The organism is Cohnella phaseoli (genome assembly GCF_003386235.1).
GTDB classification, from domain to species: Bacteria; Bacillota; Bacilli; order Paenibacillales; family Paenibacillaceae; genus Cohnella; species Cohnella phaseoli.
The window spans coordinates 87,028-105,006 of record NZ_QRDZ01000011.1 but is presented as its reverse complement, the minus strand read 5'-3'; the positions used below and the strand labels follow the sequence as shown (position 1 = coordinate 105,006).

The 17,979-nt window shown below is 57.9% G+C and carries 17 protein-coding genes; 16 read left to right on the top strand and 1 reads right to left on the bottom strand.

The genetic code is table 11. The annotated features are described in order from the left end of the window. Positions 1-103 precede the first annotated feature (103 nt). The 11 genes from DFP98_RS38655 to DFP98_RS15340 all read left to right on the top strand — a co-directional run bounded on the left by DFP98_RS38655 (position 104) and on the right by DFP98_RS15340 (position 11,858). Entirely contained in the window at positions 104-991 is an 888-nt protein-coding gene (locus DFP98_RS38655; RefSeq protein WP_147310200.1) for a hypothetical protein, read from the top strand. Positions 992-996: 5 nt separating this feature from the next. Continuing rightward, a complete protein-coding gene (locus DFP98_RS15385) occupies positions 997-2,460 on the top strand; it encodes an extracellular solute-binding protein (protein WP_181917713.1) in 1,464 nt (487 codons plus the stop codon). Further along, complete coding sequence (locus DFP98_RS15380; RefSeq protein ID WP_116061494.1) at positions 2,450-3,187, top strand: ABC transporter ATP-binding protein; 738 nt, start codon at positions 2,450-2,452, stop codon at positions 3,185-3,187. The genes DFP98_RS15385 and DFP98_RS15380 overlap by 11 nt, the downstream gene beginning before the upstream one ends. Next, positions 3,144-4,214 carry an efflux RND transporter periplasmic adaptor subunit gene (locus DFP98_RS15375; protein ID WP_246016552.1) on the top strand — a complete coding sequence of 357 codons (1,071 nt, stop codon included), beginning with the start codon at positions 3,144-3,146 and terminating at the stop codon, positions 4,212-4,214. Before DFP98_RS15380 ends, DFP98_RS15375 begins: the two co-directional genes overlap by 44 nt. Beyond that, on the top strand, positions 4,214-7,003 hold the full coding sequence (locus tag DFP98_RS15370; RefSeq protein WP_116061493.1) for an ABC transporter permease: 2,790 nt from the start codon (positions 4,214-4,216) through the stop codon (positions 7,001-7,003). The genes DFP98_RS15375 and DFP98_RS15370 overlap by 1 nt, the downstream gene beginning before the upstream one ends. Before the next feature lie 27 nt (positions 7,004-7,030). After that, positions 7,031-7,957, top strand: coding sequence for an ABC transporter ATP-binding protein (locus DFP98_RS15365; protein ID WP_116061492.1), 927 nt, complete (start codon positions 7,031-7,033; stop codon positions 7,955-7,957). Then, positions 7,938-8,549, top strand: coding sequence for an RNA polymerase sigma factor (locus DFP98_RS15360; protein WP_116061491.1), 612 nt, complete (start codon positions 7,938-7,940; stop codon positions 8,547-8,549). Before DFP98_RS15365 ends, DFP98_RS15360 begins: the two co-directional genes overlap by 20 nt. After that, positions 8,530-9,195 (top strand): pentapeptide repeat-containing protein, encoded by a 666-nt coding sequence (locus DFP98_RS15355; protein WP_116061490.1) that lies wholly within the window; start codon positions 8,530-8,532, stop codon positions 9,193-9,195. The genes DFP98_RS15360 and DFP98_RS15355 overlap by 20 nt, the downstream gene beginning before the upstream one ends. A gap of 81 nt (positions 9,196-9,276) precedes the next feature. Further along, a complete protein-coding gene (locus DFP98_RS15350) occupies positions 9,277-10,290 on the top strand; it encodes an ABC transporter substrate-binding protein (RefSeq protein ID WP_246016551.1) in 1,014 nt (337 codons plus the stop codon). 7 nt (positions 10,291-10,297) lie between these two features. Next, positions 10,298-11,077, top strand: a complete 780-nt coding sequence (locus tag DFP98_RS15345; RefSeq protein ID WP_116061488.1) for an ABC transporter ATP-binding protein — start codon at positions 10,298-10,300, stop codon at positions 11,075-11,077. Further along, positions 11,058-11,858, top strand: a complete 801-nt coding sequence (locus DFP98_RS15340) for an ABC transporter permease (RefSeq protein ID WP_246016550.1) — start codon at positions 11,058-11,060, stop codon at positions 11,856-11,858. The genes DFP98_RS15345 and DFP98_RS15340 overlap by 20 nt, the downstream gene beginning before the upstream one ends. 31 nt (positions 11,859-11,889) lie before the next feature. Here the strand turns inward: DFP98_RS15340 and DFP98_RS15335 are convergent, their stop codons facing one another. Further along, positions 11,890-12,108 (bottom strand): hypothetical protein, encoded by a 219-nt coding sequence (locus DFP98_RS15335; protein ID WP_116061486.1) that lies wholly within the window; start codon positions 12,106-12,108, stop codon positions 11,890-11,892. A 276-nt stretch (positions 12,109-12,384) separates the two neighbouring features. Between DFP98_RS15335 and DFP98_RS15330 the strand changes: the two genes are divergently transcribed. The 5 genes from DFP98_RS15330 to DFP98_RS15310 all read left to right on the top strand — a co-directional run bounded on the left by DFP98_RS15330 (position 12,385) and on the right by DFP98_RS15310 (position 17,846). Continuing rightward, on the top strand, positions 12,385-13,761 hold the full coding sequence (locus DFP98_RS15330; RefSeq protein ID WP_116061582.1) for an aldehyde dehydrogenase: 1,377 nt from the start codon (positions 12,385-12,387) through the stop codon (positions 13,759-13,761). A 69-nt stretch (positions 13,762-13,830) separates the two neighbouring features. Then, entirely contained in the window at positions 13,831-14,979 is a 1,149-nt protein-coding gene (locus tag DFP98_RS15325; RefSeq protein ID WP_116061485.1) for an amino acid deaminase/aldolase, read from the top strand. Next, on the top strand, positions 14,976-16,280 hold the full coding sequence (locus tag DFP98_RS15320) for a D-arabinono-1,4-lactone oxidase (RefSeq protein WP_425455536.1): 1,305 nt from the start codon (positions 14,976-14,978) through the stop codon (positions 16,278-16,280). Before DFP98_RS15325 ends, DFP98_RS15320 begins: the two co-directional genes overlap by 4 nt. 83 nt (positions 16,281-16,363) lie before the next feature. Next, positions 16,364-16,873: a DUF1904 family protein gene (locus tag DFP98_RS15315; RefSeq protein WP_116061484.1), complete on the top strand. Its 510-nt coding sequence runs from the start codon at positions 16,364-16,366 to the stop codon at positions 16,871-16,873. 31 nt (positions 16,874-16,904) lie between these two features. Then, positions 16,905-17,846, top strand: coding sequence for a metallophosphoesterase family protein (locus tag DFP98_RS15310; RefSeq protein WP_116061483.1), 942 nt, complete (start codon positions 16,905-16,907; stop codon positions 17,844-17,846). Positions 17,847-17,979: the final 133 nt, after the last annotated feature.

Genomic DNA, 17,979 nt, shown 5'->3' with positions numbered 1-17,979 from the left:
AATTACCCCGGCATCGGCTCAGACGGATCGAATAAGACCCTCCCGGATACCTATCACCTCGGCTTCGGCTCAAGCAGATCGAATAAGTCCCTCCCGGATACCTATGACCCCGGCATCGGCTCAAGCAGATCGAATTAAGTCCCACCCAGATACCTATTACCCCGGCATCGGCTCAAGCAGATCGAATAAGTCCCTCCCGGATACCTATGACCCCGGCATCGGCTCAGATGGATCGAATAAGTCCCTCCCAGATACCTATGACCCCGGCATCGGCTCGAGCAGATCGAATAAGACCCTCCCAGATACCTATGACCCCGGCATCGGCTCAAGCAGATCGAATAAGTCCCTCCCAGATACCTATTACCCCGACATCGGCTCAGACGGATCGAATAAGTCCCTTCCAGATACCTATTACCCCGACATCGGCTCGAGCAGATCGAATAAGACCCTCCCAGATACCTATCACCTCGGCATCGGCTCAGATGGATCGAATAAGACCCTCCCAGATACCTATTACCCCGGCATCGGCTCGAGCAGATCGAATAAGTCCCTCCCAGATACCTATCACCTCGGCATCGGCTCAAGCAGATCGAATAAGACCCTCCCAGATACCTATGACCCCGGCATCGGCTCGAGCAGATCGAAAAAGTCCCTCCCAGATACCTATGACCTCGGCATCGGCTCAAGCAGATCGAATAAGACCCTCCCAGATACCTATGACCCCGACATCGGCTCAGATGGATCGAATAAGTCCTTCCCAGATACCTATTCGTCCAACATTAGCTCGGGTGGGTCGTTTAAAACTGTCTCGATCCCCATCCCGGCCATATTGAAACTTCCATCCAGCGGCTCTAACCGATTTTTAAGAAAACGAAAGCATACTGGCTTAGGGCGTGTATGCAAACCCGCTCAGAGGTATCTTTCAACAAAGTCTACTATCCTCGGAGTATGCATACACGCCCTAGGAAGCAGATCAATCGACGAAGGGTGAGAGAAATGAAGAGACGTTGGAACGGAAGGACCGGAATTGCAATCGGGGCGCTAACGCTGATGGTGACATTATCGGCGTGTACGTCGTCGGGCGGCAAAGGATCGGTCGGCAAGCTGGGCAGGGAGGATAAAGGTACGCTGAAGGTGGCGTATTTCAACGAAGAGGCGTTTTTCATGCAATACGGCAACGCTTTTCAGGCGATGTTCCCGAATATCGAGCTCGAGGTCGTCTCGACGGAGTCCGTATTTGACGCGGAAGATCCGGTTGCGGAGATGGAGAAGATTCTTGCGGAGCAGCAACCCGATGCGATGTATTTGACGGAGGAGCAGTACGCGTCGCTGGCGGGAAAAGGGGCGCTATACGATCTCGACGCCGTCGTGAAGCAGGACGAATTCGATTTGGACGGCTTTCTTCCCTCCGTCGTCGAACTGCTGAAAGCGCGCGGAGGCGGCAAGCTGTACGGGTTGAGCCCGAGCTTCGCCAGCCAGGCGCTCTACTACAACAAAACGCTGTTCGATCAGAACGGAATCCCGTATCCGACGGATGGAATGAGCTGGGATGAAGTAATACAGTTGGCCGCGCGTTTCCCCGCCAAGAAGGAAGGAGACGACGCGTTGGCGGGCTTGGCGCCTTCGATGTCGGTCGCGGACTCGTTCGGCTTGATCCGCTCGATCGGCGAGGCCAAAGGTCTCCTCTATGCGGATTCCGAAACCGGGACGGTATCGATCGCTTCTCCGGAGTGGAAGGAGATTTTCCAATCGGTGATAGACGGGTATAAATCCGGGAGCATTGTTATGCCTTCCGACGGCCCCGGCAAGGGCGGGATGGTCGCGATGAGAAGCACCGGCGGCAGCAAGACGACGGTCAGCTTCGGCGGAGATTCGGTCAGCTTTATGTCCGGAAAAGCGGCGATGACGATCGACGGACCGATGATGATGAGCATGTTGGACGCGGTGTCTTCAGGGGCTATTCGAATGGGACAGTCGGCGACGAGCAAGGATTCCGGCGGTATGAAGCCTTTAAATATGCCGCAGGAGATCGACTGGGACGTTGTAACGATTCCGGTTGATCCTTCCCAGCCGGATATCGCCGGGGGCATGGGGCTGGACAGCGTATTCTCCATAAACGCGTCTTCGGAGAACACTGCCGCGGCGTGGGAGTTCCTGAAATACGTAAACGGAGAGCAGCTAGCTAAAACAGGGTCGAAATCGTCTCCCGCGCTCTCGGCCAGAACGGCGTACAAGAAAGAAGGAAACGGGAAAAACGTGGATGCCTTCTATGCGCTGAAAGCCGACACCCGTTCTATGCTTCAAACGCTGCCGAACGGTTTCGCGGAGTCGTTCTCGAAGCTTGCGACGGAGCAAATCAAGAAGGTCGTCGACGGAACCGCTTCGCTTGACGACGCGCTGCAGACGCTGCAGACCCAAGGCCAGGATCAACTGACGAAAGCGAAAGCCGATGCGGAGTGAGGAGAACGGAGTCGCGTGCGCGGCGGAAATCTCGAAGCCGGAGCCGATCGCGGCACCTTGCCTTGAAGCGCGGGATGTTCGCAAATCATTCCTTGCCGGCGGTCGGCAAGTAGAGGTGCTGAGAGGCATCGAGATGTCGGTAGGGTCCGGACGGTTAACGATGCTGCGGGGCCGATCCGGCTCAGGAAAAACGACCTTGTTGAACCTGCTCGGCGGTCTCGACCGGCCGACCGAAGGCGAAGTCGTATTCCGGGATCGCTCCTTGTCCCGCTGGAGCGATAAGCAGCTGACCGTCGTCCGCCGTAAGGAGATCGGTTTTATTTTTCAATCGTTCGCGCTATTGCCGTTATTGACGGTAAAGGAGAACGTGGAGCTGAGCATGCGAATGGCGAAGCTTCCGCGATTGGAATGGCGAGGAAGGGCGGAGGAATGCCTGGAGCTTGTCGGGCTCGCGAAGCGGTCGAGCCATCGTCCGTCCGAGCTGTCCGGAGGCGAGCAGCAGCGGGCGGCGATCGCCAAGGCGATCGCGCATAAGCCGCGCGTCTTGCTGGCGGACGAGCCGACCGCGGAGCTCGATTCGGTGATGGCCGCTCGCATCATTGCCTTGTTTCGAGACATCGCGGATCGGGAAGGCATGGCGATCTGCATGACGACGCATGATTCTACACTATGGGGGGCGGCGGATGTTGTCTATCAAATGGTCGACGGCCGGATCGTTCCGGACTAAAGCCGGGCGTAAGGCTGGGCGTACGGCCGTCAAAGCGCTTGCCTGGACGGCAATGATCGCGATGTTGGCCGGTTGTTCCTTGCTGCCCCAGGAGGAGGAGCCGGAGAAGCTGCCCGAGATCCGCACGCCGAAAATCTCGCAAAAGCCGGAATATCCCGTCAAGCGGGGGGCACTGGAGCAGACCGCAAGCGGAAGCGGCAAGCTGATGTCCGACCGGGAAGAGAATCTGGTATTCACGGTCGACAACCGCCGGATCATTGACGTTCGGGTAAAAGCGGGAGATCGGGTAAAGAAAGGCCAGGTGTTGGCCGAGCTGGACTCGGGAGATCTGGAGAGCCAGATCGTTCGCAAAGAGATCGACATCGAGAAGGCGGAGCTGGACATGAAAGCCGCGCTTCGGGAATCGACGACCGATCAGGATATCTCTCTGCGCAAGAGGCAGCTCGAGTACGAGTTGATGAAGCACGAGTTGGCCAAGTTGAGGGAGCAAAAGGCCGAATCGCGGCTGCTCGCCCCTTACGACGGCACGATCGTCAGCTTCACGGCGGAGAAAGGGGACTTCGCCAAAGCGTACGAGAAAATCGGGCGAATCGCCGACTTAAGCTCTCTCGTCGTAGCCGTGCGATTTAATAGCGGCGATCTTAAAAATATCGCTCCGGGCATGAAGGCAAAGGTGTCGCTGAACGCAGCCGGAGATTTGCAGGGAACGGTGAGAAGGTTGCCGGTAAGCACGGATCCCAAGGACGAAGATACGTTGGATGCGTACGCGTTGATCGATGTCGGCAAGCTCCCGGCGACAGCGCTGCACGGCAATCCGCTGACCGCCGCCGTGACCGTCGAGAGAAGGGAGAATGCGTTGTATATTCCCCCGGCGGCGCTGCGAAAACAGAATAGTCGCAATTACGTGCTCGTAACTAATCCTGACGGGAGCAAAGGCGAGGTGGACGTGGAGATCGGCATGCAGACCTCGACGGCCGTCGAAATCATTAAAGGGCTGGAGGAAGGCCAGAAGGTCGTGGGAAAATAATGCGGATTCTCGTCTACCTGTTTCTGAAAATGTGGCAGAACCGCTGGTTTACGATCAGCACTCTGCTTGGGCTCACTGTAGCTGCGGCGTTCGCGATGAGCATTCCGATGTACGCCGACGGCACATTGAAGCGGGTGGTCGCCAATTCGCTCGCGGAGAAGACGAAAGGCTTGCCGGCCGGCTCTCTGTATATGAAGTTTCAATCCGGCGCCGCCAAGGAGACCGATCTGGAAGGTCTCGCCGAAGCGGATCGTTGGATTCGGGAGGAGCTGCCCGGGCGCATCGGATTTCCGACGGAGGCGTTCTCGAGCCGAACCGCCCTGCCTCCTTCCACCGTGCGGAAGGTTCAGACGGCCTCGGGCGAAGGCTCCGCGCAGCTTGCCCGAATGGAGCTGGCGGAGCAGAGCGGAGTCGAGGAGAAGATCGAGCTTAAGGAAGGTCGCATGCCGCGGGACGGCATGAAGGACGGAGTCGTTGAAGCGCTCGTCCTTCACGAGACGTTAAGCCGCTACGGCTGGAAGGTCGGCGATACGCTGGCCTACGATGCCAAAGACGCCGACGGGAAGACGAGACGGCTTAGCGTCCGGCTTGTCGGGGCGTATCAATTGAAGGACGAGACGGACCTGAGCTGGGCCATCGACGGCAAAGAAAAGCTGGCCGATACGCTGCTCGTAACCCGAGGGACGATGAAGGGAGCGCTGCTTGAAGACCAGCGGCTCGCCCTCGATTCGGCCGGCTGGTTCTACGCCTTCGATCTCAGCGAGATTCGCATCGGCGATCTGTCCTCGTTAATCGGGCAATTAAGCCGATTGGAGATCGAGCTGCATCGGATGCTGGAGAATACGAAAGTGAATCTGTCTTTTCTCGACATGCTTCATGAGTTCAACCGCCAGAGCGTCTTGCTGCAGGCGATGCTGTTCGCGCTGGCCGCTCCGGTGCTGGCGATGGTGCTCTATTACGTCACGCTGAACGCGAAGCAGGCGTTGGACAGGCAGAAGGGAGACATTTCGGTGCTCCAAAGCCGGGGAGCCAGTCCGCGTCAGATCGTCGCGCTCTATGCGATCGAAGCGGCGATTCTCGGTTGTGTCGCGCTCCTTGCCGGTCTCGCCCTCGCCTGGTTCATGGCCAAGACGATCGGTTCCTCCAGCGGATTTCTCTCGTTCGTGGGCCGCAAGTCGATTCCGGTCGGCTGGAACGACGCCGCATGGTTGTTCGGCGGCACGGCGAATTTGCTCGCGGTCGTCGCCACGGCGATGCCGATTCGCGCGCACGCCGGCACTTCCGTCGTCGAGCACGCTCGAAGCCGGGCGAACTCTAACCGACCGCCTCTCTGGCAGCGATGGTATGCGGACCTTGCGCTTCTGGCGGCGTGCGCGGCCGGGTGGTACTTGCTGAACGCCGGCCGTGTCCCTCTTGCCGGCGGCGCGGACAACGAAGCGGGCATTCAGCCGATTCTGTTCGTTCTGCCGGCGTTGTTCCTGTTTGCGGCGGGGCTGCTGTGCCTCAGGCTGTTCCCGCTAATGCTGCGCGCGTGGAGCGCCGTGATGAACAATCGCGTGCCGGTTACGATGTACCTGACGCTAACGCAGCTGTCGCGATCTGCTGCGACCTTTTACCCGTTGATGATTCTGATGATCTTGACGATCGGTCTCGGCGTATATAACGCTTCGGCGGCACGGACGATGGACGTTAATGCGAACGATCGGGCGTTATACCAATACGGAAGCGATGTCGTGTTGAAGACGGCGTGGGAAGGCGTTCAAGACGAGAACGACGCGAACAAACTCTATTACAACGAGCCCTCGTTTCAGGCTTATCGAGATCTGCAGGGCGTGGAGGCGGCCGCTCGGGTTCTGTCGGCGACCGGCAAAGCCTCTGTCGGCGGCAAAGCGGCCGGCAACGTTCGGCTCTTCGGCATCGACAACACGGATTTTGCCGGCGCGGCTTGGTTCCGGGAGGATCTGTTTCCGCTTCATCCTTACCTCTATCTCGATGCGCTTGGTCAGACGGAGCAAGCGGCGCTCGTCTCGGCGGCTTTTGCCGAGCGATACGGTTTGCAGCCTGGCGATCCGATTCGCGTCGGCATCGGTTACGGCAACGAACCGCTAGACCTGGTCGTTGTCGCGATCGTCCCGTTTTGGCCGAGTCTGTATCCCGACGAATCCCCCTTCCTGGTGGCCAATCTCGATTATATTTATCAGCAGACCGAGAAAATGCCTTACGACGTCTGGTTGAACATGGAGGACGGGGCGAAGCTTGCTCCTGCGCTCGAGATGCTGGCCGAGCGGGGAATCTCGGTCGTGCAAGCCGACGACGTGCGCGGGGAACTGATCGATCGGCGCAACCATCCCGCGCAGGGCGGCGTATTCGGCATTCTGAGCCTTGGTTTTCTCATCTCGTTGTTGATCTCGCTGCTAGGCTATCTGATCTTTTGGTTTTTCGCTTTGTCCCGCCGAGCGGTACAGCTTGGCATTTTGCGGGCGATGGGACTGTCGCGCGTGCAGGTGACCGGCATGCTGCTGCTCGAGCAGCTGTTCACGACCGGCTTGTCCGTTGCCGCCGGGCTTGGGCTAGGCACGCTCGCGAGCCGGCTGTTTCTGCCCTTCCTCCAAAGCGGAGACCAGGCAGCCCGGCAGGTGCCGCCGTTTCGGATCGTTTTCGATTCGGACGATACGATGAAGCTGTACGCGGCGACCGGAATCATGCTTGCCGCAGGCGCCTGCTTGCTCGTCCTGCAGCTGCGGAGATTGCGAATTACGCAAGCCGTCAAGCTGGGCGAGGAGAGATAATGACGGCGCGAACAAGGAGGCGAAGCGATGATTCATTGCGAAGGGTTGGTCAAAATCTACAAAACCGACGACGTCGAAGTCGTGGCGCTGCAAGGACTGAATCTGACCGTCGAAGACGGAGAGATGATGGCGATTATCGGCAATAGCGGGAGCGGCAAGTCCACCTTGCTGAATATATTGGGAGGCTTGGACCGTCCTTCGGCCGGACAGGCGATCGTAGGGCAGTGGAATCTGCTGAAAATGACGCCAGAGCAGTTGATTGAATATAAGCGCGGGACCGTCGGATTTATTTGGCAAAATAACGGAAGAAACCTGGTTCCCTATCTATCCGCTTTACGCAACGTCGAATTGCCGATGCTGATTCGGGGTAAGGCCGATCGCGCCTATGCCAAGCAATTGCTGGCTGCAGTCGGGCTTGAGCATCGGATGGGCAGCCGTCTTGCGCAGCTGAGCGGAGGGGAACAGCAGCGGGTCGCGATCGCGATTGCGTTGGCCAACCGGCCGTCGCTCGTGCTGGCCGACGAGCCGACGGGCTCGGTAGACAGCGCCACCGGCGAAAGGGTGCTCGATATTTTCTGCAGCCTTAATCGGGAATTCGGAGTCACAATCGTGATCGTCACCCACGATCTGTCCGTCGCGGATAAGGTCGATCGCGTCGTCGCCATTCGGGACGGCATGACGAGCACGGAGTGGGTGAAGCGGGATGGGGAGACCGGAGAGAACGAGGTCCCGGGAGCGCCCCACGCGTTCGGGGATCGTCACGAGGAATTCGTCGTGCTCGATCGGGCCGGACGGCTGCAGATTCCGAAGAGCTATCTAGACGCAATGGGCGTTGAAGAGAAAGCGGTGCTGGAATTCGACGGAAGGAGGGTGATCCTCGGTCCGCCGGGTTCGGCAGCCGGTGTCGACGGGCAGATCGCAGGAGGACGAAAGGATGGAACGGAAACAAGCTGAAGTAGCCGAATTGTATGTGCAGCACGCTCAGTATTTGAACAAATTCATGCTTCGACTGACCCGCAATCGGGAGGAAGCCGCCGATCTGGTGCAGGAGGTGTTCGTGCGGCTGTGTCTGCAGGATCGGCTGCCTGAGCACGCGAAGGAATGGATGGCCTTAACGGGTTACCGGCTGTTCGTGGACCAGTGGCGACGCCGCAAGCGCACCGCTGGACTGCGATTTGAGCCTATTCCGTTCGCGCAGTTCGTCGCCCCCGAGCAAGCGGCGCTCGACCGGGAATTCGAGAGCGCAATACAGGGATTGCTTCTGAGGTTCAAGCTCCGAAAACGAACGGCCTTGTACATGAGATTGTACAAACAGGCCGGAAGCGGAGAAATCTCCAGGCTGCTTGATTATCCGGAAAATACCGTCAAGTCGGATATCCATCGAGGCAAAAGGCAATTGTCCGAATGGCTGCTCGAAGATAACGACGTATGGCGAACGAATGTTCGAAAAAAGTGCTTCTCAACCGATCGGATTTCGTCCATAATAGGACGAGAGTGTTCTACTATTCGATCGGAGGCTGGAAGGAATGGCAACGAAAAAAGATAAAAACGCGCCGGAGGCGCCGCGGCTGCTCGAACCGTTCGCATTGGCGGACTTGACGGTGAGCGACTATGAGATGGAGGACAAAATGCCGTTCGAGACGTGTCGGTTCGTTCCCGGTACGGTTTCGAATCAGTCGGCGGACAAGGTGCTGTTCGACTGCGTCGTATTCGATCGGGTGACGTTCGACAACGTGACTCTGGAGCGCGCCGAGTTCGTCGACGTCGTGTTCGATCATTGCGATCTGTCCAACGTTGTTTTCCGCGATGCGGTGCTGCACCGGGTGGAGTTTAATCATTGCAAAATGCTCGGCCTGGACCTGTCGACGGCGACGCTGCGCAACGTCAAATTTGAGGAATGCTTCGGCCAATATGCGATGTTCCGTTTTGCGGATATGAAATATGTCGCCTTTCGCGACGGCAATTTCGACAAGTCCGATTTCTACGAGGCGCAGTTGAATCAGACGGAATTTTCGCGATGCGAGCTTGATCAGGCTCAGCTCGTCGGCGCGAAGCTGAAGGGGATCGACTTGAGCAGCTGCGAGTTTCGGACGCTCAGTTCGACGTTGGAGGATTTGCAGGGCTGCATCATGAGAACGGACCAGCTATCCGGCGTGGCCCATCTGCTCGGCATTGTGTTGAAGGACGACTGACTCGGCGGATGAACGCCTGCCCTCGGCTTTGAATAGGATAATACCTATTCAAAGCTTTTTTTCATGAGGGAGAGAATAAGGATGAGGAACAAGGGCAGATGGGCAATGCTGCTGGCGGCTGCGCTTGTCGCGCTGGCCGTCTCGGCCTGCGGAAAGGACGGAGGCAAGTCGGGAGAGCTGAAGACGGTCAAATTTTCCGAGGTCATCCGTTCGATCTTTTATGCGCCGCACTATGTGGCTATGTCTCAGGGCTTTTTCAAGGATGAAGGGCTTAACGTCGATATGAATACGGCGCAGGGCTCGGACAAGGGCGCGGCCGCCTTGCTTGCGGGAACGGCGGACATTTCGCTGGTCGGACCGGAGACAACGATCTACATTTTCAACCAGAAGGGGGAGAAGACGCTTAAAGTTTTCCATCAGCTGACGGCCAAGGACGGCTCGTTCCTGCTGTCGCGCGAGAAGCTGGACGACTTCAAGTGGGGCGACCTGAGCGGCAAAACGGTCATCGGCTGGCGGCCCGGAAGCGCGCCGCAGATGGTGCTGAATTCTACGCTGCTTCAAGAGGGAGTGTCCGGAGTTAACGTGATCACCAACATCGCTTCCCCGGCAATGGCGGGCGCATTCACGAGCGGACAGGGCGATTTCATTCAGTTGTTCGAGCCGGTGGCTTCCATGCTCGTTCAGGAAGGGAAAGCTCATTACGTAGGTTCGCTCGGCGAAGCGTTCGGAGCGTTCCCGGAGACATCGTACGTCGCCACGTCGGATTACATCAAGAGCAATCCGGAAGTCATTCAAAGTTTTGTTCGCGCAGTCGCCAAGGGCGCAGAGTGGCTGAATACCGCTTCGGACGACGAGATTGCGGAGGCGCTGGCTCCGTTCTTCGAAGGAACCTCGAAGGAGCTTATTTTGCAATCGGTGCATCGCTATAAAAATCAGGGAACCTGGCCGACGAACCCGGAGCTGTCGCAGGATCAATTCGATACGCTGCAAAACGTGCTGGTCGCTAACGGCGTGCTGAAGGACGCGGAGCGGATCGCGAACATGGGCGATGTCGTCGACATGAGCTTCGTGTACAAACTCGGGAAAACGGAATGATGAGGCCATGGCGCACATCGAGCTGAACGAAGTTGGACTAAGCTATTTTACGCCGAAGCAGGAAACCGAGGCGCTGCGCGACGTGAATCTGTCGATCGGCCGGGGGGAGTTTATCAGCATTGTCGGGCCGAGCGGCTGCGGCAAGAGCACGCTGCTCTCCCTTGTCTCCGGCATGCTTGCGCCGACCAAGGGGAGAGTCCGCATCGACGGAGAGGACGTGTCCGGCCCTTCGCGCAAAGTCGGCTACATGCTGCAGCACGACCATCTGTTCGAATGGCGGAACGTGCTGAACAATTTGCTTGTCGGCGCGGAGATCCGGCGGATGGATCGCGGGCGAGCGAGGCGCAAGGCGCTGGAGCTGCTGGAGCGATACGGGCTTGGGGGATTTGCTTCGCATGGACCGGGCCAGCTGTCCGGGGGAATGCGTCAGCGGGTCGCGCTGATCCGTACGCTTGTGGCGGAACCGGACATTTTACTGCTTGACGAGCCGTTCTCCGCTTTGGATTATCAGACTCGGCTCAAGCTGTCCGACGAGGTGCATCGCATCATCAAGGAGCAGGGGAAAACGGCCGTGCTCGTTACGCACGATCTGTCCGAGGCGATCAGCATGGCCGACCGGATAATGGTCATGTCGCAGCGGCCAAGCACGATTTCGGCGGTTCACGAGATTCGCTTCGAGGAGGGCGAGGGACTGTCGCCGTGGCAGAAAAGGCAAGCGAGCGGCTACAACGACATGTTCAATGCGATCTGGAAGGAGCTGGATGGCCATGTCGTCTCCGCTTTATGAACGTTACCTGCGCCTTCAGAAGCGTCGGCAGCGAATGGTGCTGTTGTCGCGTCTGGCCGTGCTCGCCGCTTTCCTGGGCTTATGGGAGTTTGCCGCCCGTTCGGGCTGGATCGATCCGATGCTGACGAGCCGCCCTTCGCAGCTAGCGTCCGCGTTCCGGGAGCTGGCCTTCGAGGGCAGCCTGCTAAAGCACACTTGGATTACCGGCTGGGAAACGCTAGTCGGCATCGTCGTGTCGATGCTGCTCGGTACGGGCATCGCCGTCGGGTTCTGGTGGTCGACCTTTGCCTCCAAGGTGCTGGAGCCGTACGTCGTCGTGCTTAACGCGCTGCCCAAGGTGGCGCTCGGTCCGATTTTCTACATTTGGCTTGGCGATCGCTACTCGATCTATGGCATGGCGGTGGCGATCTCGATCATCGTGACGATCATAATGGTGGAGAGCGGCTTTCGCGAGATTAGCAAAACGAAGCTGAAGCTGATGGAATCGTTCGGGGCGACGCGCGGCCAGATGCTGCGAATGGTGCTGCTTCCGGCCAGCATTCCTTATTTTATCGCCACGCTGAAGGTCAATGTCGGGCTTACTTTGGTCGGCGTCGTGATGGGCGAGTTTCTCTCCTCGAAGGCGGGGCTGGGCTACCTGATCATCTATGGCGGACAGGTGTTCCAAATGACGCTCGTCATGGTCAGTATCGCCATGTTGGCGCTGCTCTCCGCTCTATTGTACGGCGTGGTGAATTTGCTGGAGCTGCTGGCCCGTCGTCGCTATCATCATGAGGGGTAATCTTTCTTTTCCGCAGAACGATGAACGAAATTCATGAGGCTACCTCCCGGAGCAACGATATCGCGACAAAAAAATCAGCGCCCTCGCGGCTGCCCTTACGGCGGCATTGCGTGCGGCGCTGTTCTGCTTTTTTGTTCATGACAACTTGCGTTTGCGGCTTTCTGTGCCAGTGCAGGCGATTCAGCTCGGGATCGATGAGTCCGGCTTGCATGGCCTCTTTTTTACGCTTTTTTGTGTGGGATTTGCTCATAGGTTTATTCCTCCGTTTCATAATATGATCATAACTTATCTAAAACGCGTATGGCAACAGGGGAGATGCTGTCGGGCGAGGCGAATAAGCACGCAACACGATACTATTGATAGGAAGCGGCAGCGCCAAGAGGGAATAAGGCGCGCCATGCAGCTGGAGTTGTCAGAAAACTCTTTACAGCAGGGTCCTTTTACCTAGATAATCAGATTGAAACCGGAGCGGCCAAGAGTCGACGAAGGAGAGAATGCGTTGAATGCTCAAAATACGATTCAAGCCATCGAACCTAGTGAAATAGACGCCGTCGTAGAGCGGCAAAAGCAATATTTCCTGACGGGAGAGACGAGGTCGATCCCGTTCCGCCGGGAGCAGCTGATCAAGCTGCGGGAAGCGGTGCTGCGCTTCGAGCCGAAGCTGCTTGACGCGCTGAAGCGGGACTTGAACAAATCGGAAGCGGAAGCATATACAACGGAGATCGGCATCGTACTTTCGGAAATCAGAATCGCGCTGCGGCATGTTCGCCGCTGGTCGAAGCCGGACAGGGTCCGTACGCCGATGACTCACTTCGGAGCAAGCAGCCGAATTGTTCCGGAGCCTTACGGAACGACGCTTATTATAGGTCCTTGGAATTATCCGGTGAACCTGATGCTCGTTCCGGTCGTCTCGGCGATCGCCGCCGGCAATACGATCGTCATGAAGCCGTCGGAGATGGCGCCGGCCACCTCACGTACGCTGGCGGCGCTTGTGCGCGAAACGTTCCGTCCCGAATACGTGGCGTTACTTGAAGGAGAAGCGTCCGTCAGCACGGAGCTGTTGAAGCGCCCTTTCGATCATATCTTTTTTACCGGCAGCCCGCAGGTCGGACGCATCGTGATGGAAGCGGCCGCTAAGCAGCTTGTCCCGGTCACGCTGGAGCTCGGCGGCAAAAGCCCGTGCATCGTCCACAAGGATGCTCGTCTCGCCCTTGCCGCAAAGCGGGTCGTCTACGGCAAGCTGACGAATGCCGGACAGACATGCGTCGCGCCCGACTATTTGCTCGTGCACAAAGAGGCGAAGGCAGAGCTGCTTAAGGAAATCGCCAACGCTGTCGAAGCCTTTTACGGGCAGGAACCGCTTCGCGATCCTGATTACGGACGGATCGTCAACGAACGGCACTATCGCAGATTGCTAGGGTACTTGGAGGAAGGCCGCATCGCTTACGGAGGTCAGACCGACGACGAAGCGCTGCAAATCGCTCCGACGCTGCTAGAGGGCGTATCCACGAACTCGCGCGTCATGCGAGAGGAGATTTTCGGCCCGATTTTGCCCGTGCTCGAATACGAGACGACCGAGGAGCTGCTGGCGATCGTAAGGGCAAATCCCAAGCCGCTTGCGCTGTATGTTTTTTCGGAAAACGCCCGATTCCAGCAGGACATCATCCGCGAGGTACCGTTCGGAGGGGGCTGCATTAACGATACGCTTATGCATCTGGGCACGCCGTATTTGCCGTTCGGCGGCGTAGGGACGAGCGGACTCGGCAGCTATCACGGAGAGCACGGCTTCCGGACGTTCTCTCATTACAAAAGCGTGTTGAAGCAGACAAGCCGCTTCGATTTTCCGTTTCGGTATCCGAAAGCCAAAAACGGCTTAAACATCATACGCAAGCTGCTTCGATAATACGACGAGAGGAAGATCCTTCTGACGCCCGATTATGCCGTATATAAGCAAGCGTTTGCGAATATCCCGATGCCGTTCGCTTATTTGGACCGGGATTTGCTGGATCTGAATATCCGTCGGATCGCAGCCGCGGCCGGAAGCAAAACCATCCGCATCGCCAGCAAGTCGATTCGTTCCGTGGAGACGCTTCGCTACATTCTCAATGCGGACGACCGGTTCGAGGGCGTGATGTGCTACTCTGCGGAGGAGGCTTGTTTTCTGGCGGAAAAAGGGTTCGATAATCTGCTGCTCGGCTATCCGACATGGCAGGCATCGGGCATTGAGAGGCTGGTCGAGTGGATTGGAGAAGGGCGCCGCATCGTTTTCATGACGGATTGTCTCGAGCATGTCGAACGAATCGAAGGAATTGCCCGGGCGACAGGAGTGCGCGTTCCGCTATGCCTCGATATCGACATGTCGTCCGACTATCCGGGTCTGCGCTTTGGCGTGTGGCGTTCTCCCCTGAGCGGATGGGATAGCGTGCGTCCGGTTGCGGAGCGGATTGTCCGATCCGAATCGGTATGGCTCGAAGGCGTGATGGGATACGAAGCGCAGATCGCCGGAGTCGGCGATAACGTTCCGGGAGCCGCGTTAAAGAACGGCTTGATTCGATTGCTGAAAAAACGCTCGATCCGCGAGGTGGCAGCGCGCAGGAAAGCCGTCGTGGAAAACCTTCGTTCGATGGGCGCGGCCCCCGGTCTCGTGAACGCGGGAGGCACAGGCAGCCTAGCCAGCTCCAGGGAGGAAGAGGTCGTCACGGAGCTGACAGCCGGCTCGGGATTTTATTCTCCGGGACTGTTCGACGATTACCGCGGATTCCGTTACGCTCCGGCCGCCGGGTTTGCGGTTGAGGTCGTCAGAAGGCCGCGAGCGGACATCGTTACCTGCATGGGGGGAGGATATGTCGCTTCCGGCGCGGCGGAGAGATCGAAGCTGCCGCGGCCCTTTTTGCCGGAAGGCCTTGAACTGATGCCGCTTGAAGGCGCGGGGGAGGTGCAGACGCCGCTCCGCCGCAAGGGGGATTCGGAATTGGCGCTTGCGCTGGGCGATCCCGTGTTTTTCCGTCATGCTAAGGCAGGCGAGCTGTGCGAACGATTCGACTCCTTGTATGTCATCTCGAACGGCGCTGTCGTCGATCGTTACGCGACCTATAGGGGGATGGGGGAAAACTTCTTATGATGAAGAGCGGTCGCAAGTGGCGAAATTGGTCGGGGCTCGTGAGCGCGACTCCGCGCACGGTTCTGTATCCCTTGCACATCGAAGAGGTTGCGGAAGCGGTCGGACTATGCCGTAGAGAAGGGAGAACGCTGCGCGTCGTCGGCTCCGGGCATTCGTTTACGGCAGTCGCCGCGTCGGACGACGTCTTCGTCTCCCTGGATCGAATGCAGGGCATTCTGCAAGTGGATAAGGAAGCCTGTACGGCGACGGTATGGGCCGGAACGAAGCTGAGGATGCTCGGAGAGCTGCTTTATTCGGAGGGCATGGCACAGGAGAACCTTGGCGATATCGACGTGCAATCGATCGCCGGGGCGATCAGCACCGGCACGCACGGAACCGGACTGACGTTCGGGAACATTTCGACGCAGGTGATCGGCTTAACCGTTGTGACCGGAACCGGCGAAGTGCTGGACGTAACCGAAACCTCTCATCCCGAGCTGTTTAGAGCTTTACAGATTTCACTGGGCGCATTGGGGATAATCGTTCAAGTAACGCTGAGGCTGCGGCCTTCTTATAAGTTAAAATACGAGAGCGCTCGCGTCCCGCTGTCCGACTGTCTTCAGCGTTTGGACGAATTGGCGCGCAATCATCGCAACTTCGAATTTTACTGGTTTCCGTACGCGGAGCCATGCCAGTTGAAAATGATGAACGAGACGGAGGAACCCGTCGTTCCGGATAAGCTAGCGGGCTATTTGAGCGATCTTGTGTTGGAGAACGGGGTGTTCGGCGCTTTGTCCGGACTATGCCGCTGGGTTCCTCCGCTGAGCGCCCCGGTGAGCCGACTGTGCGCCGCAGTCGTTCCGACGGCCAGCAAGGTGGGGCTAAGCCACCGGGTATACGCGACGAAGCGGCTTGTCCGTTTTAACGAAATGGAGTACAATTTGCCGGCCGAGGCGATGGAATCGGTCATTCGAGAGATGCGCGAGCAGATGGAGCGAGGCAATTATCGCGTTCATTTTCCGATAGAATGCCGCTTTGCCAAGGGCGATCCAATCTGGCTGAGTCCCGCCTACGACAGGGATTCCGCCTATATTGCCATTCATATGTACCGAGGTATGCCTCATGAGCGTTATTTTGCGGATATGGAGCGGATTTTTCTACGGCACGGAGGGCGTCCGCATTGGGGCAAGCTGCATTCCTTGAAAGCGGCGGAGCTGCGCAAGGCCTACCCGATGTGGGATAAGTTTCAGGAATGCCGCAGACAATTAGATCCCGACGGGATATTCCTGACACCTTATTTGCGAGACTTGTTCGAGGTTTAAGCTAGGGTTTAGGCTATAATAGGAACTAAAGACCCGTCGAAGAGCGGGACCGATGAATTGGAAAAAAAGGAGTGTACGTATAGATGCCTCATCTATTGTTCAGGGGCGTAAATCCGGAGCAGGTTCGCGCGATCAGCGAAACTCTTGTCGCGGAGCTGGCAGCCGTGTGCCGGTGCCCGGAGGATTATATTTTGTTGGAGTGTGTGCATACGACCGCTCTATTCGAAGGGAAAGTTGTTCCCTCTTACCCCTTCGTCGAGGTAGCCTGGTTCGACCGGGGCACAGCCGTAAGGGATCTCGCCGCGGCCTGCATCGATCGCCATATCCGTTCGCTGGGCGTGCCGGAGCTGGAAATTGCCTTCCGCAATTATGAGAAGGAAAGCTATTACGCCAACGGAAAGTCGCTAAGGGAACCGGCTGCGGAATCGGTAGAACGGCAAACGGAATCGGCAGAACGGGAAACGGAATCGCTGCTGGAGGAAAATAAGCGGCTCAAGGACGAGCTGCACAAGGCGCGAAAAGCGCTCGCTTCGAAGTCGGCCGGCATGGGATCAAGTATGTCTAGCAAGCTTTACGATGCGCTAAGAGAGTAGACGGCCATAGAGAGAGGATTGGGTTGGAAGCATGGGAAGCAGCTTGGAATTTCGTTCCGACGGCACGTTCACGATTGTGCAGTTCACCGATCTGCACTGGACGAACGGCGGCAGGAAGGATGCGCTTACCCGCGCTTTGATGGAGCGCGTACTGGAGGAGGAACGTCCCGATTTGATCGTGCTGACCGGCGACATTATCGACAGCTTGCGCTGCGCCGACCCGGTTAGCTCTTTCCGCGATGCGCTGTCCGTCTCCGCCGGCAGCGGAATTCCGTGGGCGACAGTCTTCGGCAATCACGATAGCGAAGGGGCCGTCTCGCGGCAGAAACTGATGAGTGTGCAGTTGGAGCTAAGCGGCGCGATTGCCGAACCGGGACCGGACAATGTCTCCGGGGTCGGCAACTTTGTCGCGCGGATCGGCAATGCTGCGGGACAAACGGGTGCTGCGCTCTATTTTCTCGACAGCGGCGCTTACTCGGAGCTTCCGTCCGTGGGCGGCTACGATTGGATTCGCGCGGATCAGATCGCTTGGTATCGCGAGCAGGCGAGCGCGCTGCGGCGGGCCAACGGCGGGACTCCGGTTCCGGCGCTGCTGTTCCAGCATATTCCGCTCCCGGAGTATCGCGAAGTATGGAATACCAGCGTCTGCAACGGTCATCGTCACGAGAAGGTGCACGCTCCTCGGGTCAACTCGGGGCTGTTCTCCGCGCTGGTGGAGACCGGAGGCGTGACGGGCGTATTTTGCGGGCACGATCATACTAACGATTATTTCGGCGAACTGAGAGGCATCAAGCTGGTTTACGGCAGAGCGACCGGCTACAACACCTATGGCCGTTGGTTCCACCGGAGGGGGGCGCGGGTGATCCGGCTCCGCGACGGAGAGGCGGGCTTCTCGACATGGCTTCGGCTGGCGAACGGCCACAGGGTCGATCACCCTCATCGCCACTGGCCGAGCTGGTTTTCGCGGGCATAGGCTGAAAGGCTCCACAGTTTTTTATCTCCGCATCAACTCCTCCGCGACTTAAAAATTCGTAGACAAGCCTGTTACCAATTGTATCCTTTATCCTAAGAATTTTCTCATAAAAGAAACAAAACGTATCTTTCCT